Consider the following 7,626-nt stretch of genomic DNA (forward strand, 5'->3'; position numbering starts at 1 on the left):
AGGTCTTGCCCGAGGTACCCGCTATCGAAAATTGCGCCCGCCGAAGTGCGCGCTCTCTCGGCCCCTATTTAATCCTGCCAGTCGCATTGCCGGCAAGGCGCCGCAAAGACCCCATTGCTCGCCGCACTTCATCGCCGACCTCATGCCTGAGAACGAAGACCGCAACCAGCCAAGCCAGGCCGGTGAGAAGCGCAGCTACCAGAACAAGCCAAGGATTGCTATCCAGCGCCGGGCCCGCCAGCAGCAGGAAGAGGCTTGCCGGAAGCATGGTTACGACCGTGACGACGGCGCTTTTCCGGGTTGCCCCAAGTATATGCGCAAACGGTACGCCGGCAATCCGGCTCACCTGCGATGTGTAGAGGGCCAAGCCGACTAAAGACAACAATGAAATTCCCGCCGCAACGGCCTTGAGCCCTATGAATGCTGCGCCGAGCACTACCACGACACGCAACGGCATCAGGAACGATTGAATTCTAAGGTTCGCCCTAACGTTGCCGGTCGCCGCCAGCAGGCTGGGCGCAATAGCCGAGACCGCGCCGATGAAAAAGCCGACGGCAAGCAGGCGTGCGATGGGCGCGGCCTCGTCCCACTGCAGCCCGAAGAAAAGCCGCATGATCGGCAGCGCCATCACAGCCGCGAATGAAAAAAAGGGCCAGGCGATACTGGTGTAAAGAGACACGCCTCGCGTGTAGTGGTCCGCGAGGCTGCCGCCCAAACGATGATGGGCAGCGAAGGTGGGGGTTGCCACGCGGATGATGGCGTGGTGAATATTGGTGTTGAACTGCATCAGCAGCCCGCTCCCCCGATTGAAAATGCCCAGATCGTGAAAACCGAACGACCGGCCGATGATGAATTCATGGGCCTGATGACCGATGTTGATAAGCACATTGGATCCCGCTGCTGCGAGGCCGTAACGCCACACCCTGTCGATGCCACGAAGACTTGGCAGTATCCAGGAATCACCGGGACGAAAATACGTACAGAGCAGGAAGATCGAAAGTGAGGACGCCACACTCGCCCACGCAAGGCTCATGTAGCTGAATCCGAGTGCCGCGAGAGAAACGGCGCAGATCGACTGGACCGCCGTGCCGACGGTAGTGATCACGAAAATGCGGTCGAACGCAAGTTCACGGCTCAGCAGCGCAAACGCCGGTGTGCCGAAAGGTAAAAGGATGAAATTGAGCGCCAGCACGCTCAGGACAGCGCGGAGTCCGGGCTCATCGTAGAAATCCGCGACAATCCCTCGCAGCAACAACAGGAGGACCGCGGCGGTCCATGCCGTCAGAATGGCGAGTGCGAACGCTGCCTTCAGCCGGGATCGATTTAGATCCTTCTCCTGGATGATGTACTCGCCAATTCCGAAATCACGCATGACATGGGCGATCGCCACGATGGCTGCGCACAACGAGTAGATGCCAATCTCCGCCGGCGTCAGAAGGCGCGAGATGATTATGGTGGTGCCGATGCCGATCAGGAAGGCAACGTAGCGCTGGAGAAGGGACCAGGCCAGGGAGCGGCGGACGCTTGGACTGCTGCTCATTGGTTATTTTTCGATCTGTCTTGCTCGTCTCGGAATTAAAACTCCCGCTTCCGTTCTCGTACCCAGCCTACCGGGGTGCCGTGCCACCGGTTCAGGTGGGCCAGCACTGGTGAAACATTCACAGCAATCCGGGAACGTGGCAGAGGAAACGGGGGTGAGCCGGCCTCGAGGGGCGGGTTGGTTCAAGCATTTTACGCGGACCGGCGATCGGCTTCGCTTGAGGCGTCGGGCGGGGGTTGCAGCTGGGCAACGCAGGCAAACTGGAGGTAGCGCATATCATCGAGCGCATTCAGCGACAAGCAGTTGAGAATGCCAAACTTCCAAGGAAAACGACCGCCGTTTATTCCCTCGAGACGCAGCATTCTGTATCCGCATTGCTCGAACAGCGTAGGGATCGTGCGTAACGTGAAAAACCGGAGATGCGTGCGATCGAGGACGCCCCATTTCGTATACGTCCAGTCCCTGTGGAGCAACAGCGATTTCATCACCTCAAAATGGCGCATGTTGGGGATGGAGGCGACCGCGTAGCCATGGGGGCGAAGGTAGGCCGAGAGGTTCTGTAACGCCCCCCACGGGTCGCGCAAATGCTCCAGGACATCATTGAGAACGAGGCAGTCGAAATAGGCCGAAGGTAGAGGTAACGGATCCTGTTCGATATCCGCAGTGATCACATCGTCGAGGCATTGGGCCGCACGTTCAGCGGCGACAACCGAGGATTCGACGCCAATCACCTCAACGGGCCTCGCGGCTTTGAGAGCAGCGCCGAAGGCGCCGGTTCCGCACCCGACTTCGAGGACGCGGATCACATCCGCCGGAACGAATGGCAACATCTCTCGACGACAGTCGTGCCCGTAGACGTAATCCACTGGGCCTATACCCCCGCTGGCTCCGAGTGCATGGACCTTTAGTTTCCCGCGAGTTCGTCCCTGATCACTTCGAGATAGCCACGACCATATCGCAAGTCGGGTTCCAGGTGATTTCCTTCAGCCCACTCATTCCAGGACTTCACAAAAATTATCCTTTTTCCTTCGGGGAGCTGGTCGGCAAGGTCGAGCGCTTTCCGGAGGTGGCGTCGGAATAACCGGGGCGTTGATCCGGTTAACACAAGCCCATCAGCTCCGGACCGGGGCGTATTGTCCCAGTTCGGCACAACACAGGGATAGTCGATTCGCTCGGTCCCAGGGTTCTCAAGCAGCATGTCCCCCACGTCGGAATAGCTGTAGATCGTCGGCAGACGTCGAATTTCCTGGAGCTTGAATCGCAGTTTCTTGAGCGGCTCCCGCCAGGACACCACCGGCCGGCGAACCGGGATCCTGGGTGTTACCGTGGCGTCAAAACCATGCTCCCCGGGGTTCCACTTCCTGTTCGCCCCACGAACTGCGACCAGATATAAACCCGGCAATCCCGATCCCCGGGCCAGGCGGTTCCACAGCTCTGTGAGTGCGGCGACGCCCGGAATCTCCCATGGACGATAAATAACAAACATCGGCTTTCCGTCCACCCGGATGTAACGTGGATCCGAAAATGCCTTCACGAGAAAGCCGAAATGCTCGATATGGTCTGCGTCGCCGGGGTAGGTCTGCTCCAGGAGCACGCGCTCGGGGGCACCGTGCCATATCCCGGTCCAGCTCTCATTGGCCCAGCACAAACAAAACGGAAAATCGGGCTGACCGGAGTCCAGAATTGCCTGAACGGGCGTTTCGAGGAGGCGGCGCCCTGCAAACCAGTAGTGATAAAAGCAGAATCCGAACAGTCCGTACTCGGCTGCCAGGTCGGCCTGCGCCTGCCGCGCTTCGGGAAGCCTAAGGTCGTAGAAGCCGAGATCAGCAGGAACATGAGGCTGATAATGACCCCGAAAGAGGGGCCTCGCTTTTGCGGTGTTCGTCCATTCGGTGAATCCCTTACCCCACCACTCATCGTTTTCCGGGATGGGGTGAAACTGCGGCAGATAAAAGGCAATGACTTTGATATCCGTGGCCATCGTGGGCCGGGCAAGGGGAGGTCGTGACTAATTGCAGGACGAATGCATTTTTTTAATCAATCTTCCTTAAAACATAAGCGCCTGTCTCCGTATCGAAGTATTCTGAAAAAAGACTGCTGAATTGCTTCTCCCAGAGTGTGACTATTTCCTTCTCGTCATCCCTCCGGCCGTCGTCCAAGATGATTGTGGATTTGTCGCTCAGCTGGGCGTAGAGAAGTGGTAGCGCGGGGTACCGGGATAGCTTCTGAATTTCCTTTGGAGGTCCGTCTATCACCAGCAGGTCGATCGGTTGTTCGATCTTAAAGCTATCGGTGTCGTACCAGAGCCACTTACGACCAGTGATCATGATTTCCTTCAAAGGCGCATGGACAACCGTCGCGAATTCCCCTAGGTGGTGAAATGAGAGCAGGTTCCGAGTGGCAATGGCGTACTTGGCTTCGTGTTCAAGGGAAACCAACATACCCGCGCCCAACCGCTTTAAGCAATAAGCAATCACAAGTGTAGAGACGCCACTGCTAGCTTCCACGACGAAACCAGGCTTCGTCGTGAGAATCAGTTCCATCAGCTTCTTCAGGAAATCTGGTGATGCAGCCCATCCTCTGGTGGCTGGAAGAGGCAAGGTGGGCTTCAGCGTGAAGAACAGGGAGAATAGGGCCTCAATCTGTTCATAGTTCCTACTGCGCTGCTTCTGTTGACGGGCCAGATCGTCCCGACGCTCTTCGCTGAGCCTGCGGTAGACTTCGAGAAGAAAAAATACAATCACAGCTACAGAAAGGGTGCTCAGAATGATCAGAGTCACCTCGCCGATGAACAACCAACCCGTAATACCCATTCCTAAAAGCAAGACCGATATGCCTAAGACTAGGGCAATGTCTGTTTTTGTAATCCTCGGTTTCACTGTCTGAGCATTCTGAAATTAATGCGGTTCCTGACGATGAATTGTCTTGGGCACGGTAGCCCTCTAGAACCGGGTGCCAAAGATTAGCGCATTTCGCGGCTACACACTTTTCGGTGCGCCATTCTAATGTCGCCGAAATCGGTCACGAATAATTTTTAAAGATATTGGGGCAGCCAGAAAAGGCAGCATGGGGTCAAGTCTCATCAGGTCTATTAACAGGTCAACCTTTATGCGTTCGCGCTTTACGATCCGATGTAACAAGTCCCTAACTATGCTCTCTTGAATTTTTTGAATTCGTGCCCTATTGGCGCGACGTCGATCACCGCGAAGTTGAAACTCTTTTTCCACGAACTTCCATACCCTAAGCTCATTTCTAAGCCGCCCAAGTAAGCGCTCTGTTCCCCAGGTTGCACCAGAATAGATATTGATCCCCGTCCCACAATTACATTCCTTTTTCGCAGAAAACACGAACGACCCACCTAGACGACTAAAATCAAGCCAGAAGAGATAGTCTTGCCCGTTAAAGAATTCTTCCCTGAATCGAAGTTGCCTATACTTAGCAAAGCGGTACACCACATTGGATGTTCCAATTACATTCCCCGTGACCAAAATCTGGTCCAGCATCTCGCCGCGATACTCGTAGAGTTCTCTCTCGACACTGATGCAATTGTGCTGCGTTAATGGAATCTTTCCCGCCCTTTCAAAGGCGGTTTTGCCCTTGAATGCTGGGAAATAGAAGTCTGAGAAATAGAAGTCATAGCCCAACTGAAGTGCGAAAAGAGCATTCGCAAGGTGGCATTTCATCCATTCGTCGTCAGAATCAAGAAACGCGACATACTCGGTATCGTCAGAGCATCTATCTAGGCCGGCATTCCGTGCGGCCCCTGGCCCACGATTCTCCTGCTCGACAACGCGAAGATTCCCAACGTGGCTAGGGATGAGATCCTCTAGTTCATCATGTGGTGATATGGGCGATCCGTCGTTGACCACGATTACCTCGTAGTTCTCGATCCCGCGCTGGCCTAGAGCTGATTCGACGCATGCACGGAGAAGCCCCTTCGTCTGCTGAAAAAAAGGAATAATAATGGTTATCTTAGGGTGCATTGGGATCTTCGCGAACAACAGCGTGGAGTGACCTGCCCTGGGATCTTCGGACCAGTGGTTACTTGAGGATGCCCCCCGGGTAGATGGATTCGTGGTGTCGTCGGAATTCTACGGGGGTCCGGTAAGCGAGGCTAGAATGCGGGTGCACCGGGTTGTAGTGCTGGCGCCAAGCTTCGATGATGATCTTGGCCTCGCGGCGCGAGCGGAACCACTCCACGCTCAGGCACTCCTTGCGCAGGTGCCCGTTGAAGCTCTCGTCGGTGCCGTTCTGCCAGGGCTTGCCCGGGTCGATCAGGGCGAGCTGGATGTCGGCCTCGGCGATCCACTGGAGGATCGCTTGGCTGACGAACTCCGGACCGTTGTCCGAGCGCAGGTAGGCCGGGGCGCCGCGGGTGCTCACCAGGCGGGCGAGCACCTCGATCACCCGGGCCGAGCGGATCGAGCCGGCCACATTGTCAACGGGAGCCCAAATCTCCTCAAGCATGGGAGCCATTCTCTCAAGTTATCCGTGGTACGAAAAATCCGGGCAGGTCAGAAGCTCATTGCACCGACTAACGTCCTCAGTATCTGTTTATTCTTTCAAGATTTCCCCCTGCTCTTTTGCCACATGAGTTTGCAGACCAATGGAACGGCGCTGGAAAATGTAACCGGGTCGAGGGCGAACTGATTACGCAGGATGGCTGTTGGAATGCCTTTGCCATGCGCTAGCAGATGCAGCAGATTGCTCATGAAGGCCAGCCGAAGTTCGCGGACCTTGGTCGAAAGTACCGCTGCTTGCTCCGGTGTCACCGGGAACAGCTTGCTGGTAAACTTGCGGTACCGTATTTCATTCTGAATTCGAAGCAAGTTCTGCTCGGTTCCCCATCCTGACGCTGCATACACGTTTACGCCTTTGCCATACACCGCTTCGGTTCGGGTGGAGAACGCAAATCGCGCACCATTGCGCGCCAGCTCCATCCAGAACAGGTAGTCTTCGCCGGCATGGGTGAACTCCGTTCGGAATCGAAGGGCTTTGTGTACTCTGATGTCATAGACGACCGTCGACGTGCCGATCACGTTGCCGGTCATGATCTGGTGGAACATGTCGCCGTCAAACGCTCGAAGCGTTACGCCCGCGTCAATGACGGGATGTTGATCTGGGTGGATGCGCCCTGCGCGCTGGAACGCGGAAAGGTCAGCTCCCAGTTGCAGATGATCGGCGAAGTAGACATCGTATCCGGCGGAAAGGGCACTGACGGCGTTTGCGAGATGATCGGGGGACCACTGGTCGTCGGAGTCCAGAAACGCAACGTACCGGGTTGCGACGGGAAGGTTGTCCAGTGCGGTGTTGCGCGCAGCCGCCGGGCCTCCGTTGATGCGCTCAATGATAGTGACCGGAAACGTTAAGGGTTGTCCCATCGCTTTCAACTCCCCTCCGGCCGGGATCGGGGAGGCGTCATCGACCACGACAACTTCGACGTTGGCGATACCCTCTTGCGCGAACACGGACCGCAGGGCCCGCTGGAGGATTCCGGGTTCGCGCTGGAAGTATGGAATGACGACGGCGATCATGACTCGTCGGGTTATGTTCGAAGAGTCTTCTCTCGTGGCCTCTCGGCGTCCACTACTGGCCTTTTGGAGGTCGGATTTAATCGTTGAACGATGCGGAATAACAAGCTCCATGCGAAGCGAAGCTCGTGAGAGACGGCTGTCAGCCAGAGAACCCGGTTAACGGTCGCCAAGCTATCCGCGTCAATCGACAGCCGTGGTGGCATTGGTCCTCTCAGGCTGTGTCTTTGCTCCGCCGGCGGTTACCGCATCCAGGAGCTGAGCGAGTTCAGCGGTTCTCTGGCGCCGCGAAGCGGATCTCACGAAATTGAGGTCGGGCCCGGGCTCCGTTCCGCTCCTGATCGCGGCGAGGAACTGTTGGAGTCCTTCTGCGATTTCCGCAGTCGAATCCAGAGGGGCAACATGATTTACCCCCGCCCGCTTCAGCAGTGCAGCCGTGTCGCCTGAGGGGTCGGTCAATCCCAGGATGGGGCGGCCCGCACGCAGATACTCATAGACTTTCGCCGGGATCTGGTCGTTGCAGTTGCTGGCCTGCAGGATCAGCAGGCCGTCCAC

General features: G+C 56.6%; 6 protein-coding genes and 2 pseudogenes. All 8 read right to left on the minus strand.

Annotation, left to right across the window (positions count from 1 at the left end; genetic code table 11):
• Positions 1-64: 64 nt before the first annotated feature.
• Positions 65-1,540: a lipopolysaccharide biosynthesis protein gene (locus ABJK70_RS17175; RefSeq protein WP_347258567.1), complete on the minus strand. Its 1,476-nt coding sequence runs from the start codon at positions 1,538-1,540 to the stop codon at positions 65-67.
• 191 nt (positions 1,541-1,731) lie between these two features.
• A complete protein-coding gene (locus ABJK70_RS17180) occupies positions 1,732-2,370 on the minus strand; it encodes a class I SAM-dependent methyltransferase (protein WP_347258568.1) in 639 nt (212 codons plus the stop codon).
• Positions 2,371-2,444: 74 nt separating this feature from the next.
• Entirely contained in the window at positions 2,445-3,521 is a 1,077-nt protein-coding gene (locus ABJK70_RS17185) for a glycoside hydrolase family 99-like domain-containing protein (RefSeq protein WP_347258569.1), read from the minus strand.
• Positions 3,522-3,573: 52 nt separating this feature from the next.
• A complete protein-coding gene (locus tag ABJK70_RS17190; protein WP_347258570.1) occupies positions 3,574-4,365 on the minus strand; it encodes a class I SAM-dependent methyltransferase in 792 nt (263 codons plus the stop codon).
• A 177-nt stretch (positions 4,366-4,542) separates the two neighbouring features.
• Positions 4,543-5,523, minus strand: coding sequence for a glycosyltransferase family 2 protein (locus ABJK70_RS17195; RefSeq protein WP_347258571.1), 981 nt, complete (start codon positions 5,521-5,523; stop codon positions 4,543-4,545).
• Between the two features lie 58 nt (positions 5,524-5,581).
• Positions 5,582-5,989 (minus strand): annotated as a pseudogene (locus tag ABJK70_RS17200) (integrase core domain-containing protein); the annotation flags it as partial.
• 113 nt (positions 5,990-6,102) lie between these two features.
• A complete protein-coding gene (locus tag ABJK70_RS17205) occupies positions 6,103-7,074 on the minus strand; it encodes a glycosyltransferase family 2 protein (protein ID WP_347258572.1) in 972 nt (323 codons plus the stop codon).
• 180 nt (positions 7,075-7,254) lie between these two features.
• Positions 7,255-7,626: pseudogene (locus ABJK70_RS17210) on the minus strand (hypothetical protein); the annotation flags it as partial.

Origin of the sequence: Methylocaldum sp., assembly GCF_039794385.1 — a bacterium.
GTDB lineage: Bacteria > Pseudomonadota > Gammaproteobacteria > Methylococcales > Methylococcaceae > Methylocaldum.

What these genes read in the sequence shown, in the direction of transcription:
- ABJK70_RS17175 (WP_347258567.1), bottom strand. Translation starts at nt 1,540, where the DNA reads ATGAGCAGCAGTCCAAGCGTCCGCCGCTCCCTGGCCTGGTCCCTTCTC.
- ABJK70_RS17180 (WP_347258568.1), bottom strand. Translation starts at nt 2,370, where the DNA reads ATGTTGCCATTCGTTCCGGCGGATGTGATCCGCGTCCTCGAAGTCGGG.
- ABJK70_RS17195 (WP_347258571.1), bottom strand. Translation starts at nt 5,523, where the DNA reads ATGCACCCTAAGATAACCATTATTATTCCTTTTTTTCAGCAGACGAAG.
- ABJK70_RS17185 (WP_347258569.1), bottom strand. Translation starts at nt 3,521, where the DNA reads ATGGCCACGGATATCAAAGTCATTGCCTTTTATCTGCCGCAGTTTCAC.
- ABJK70_RS17205 (WP_347258572.1), bottom strand. Translation starts at nt 7,074, where the DNA reads ATGATCGCCGTCGTCATTCCATACTTCCAGCGCGAACCCGGAATCCTC.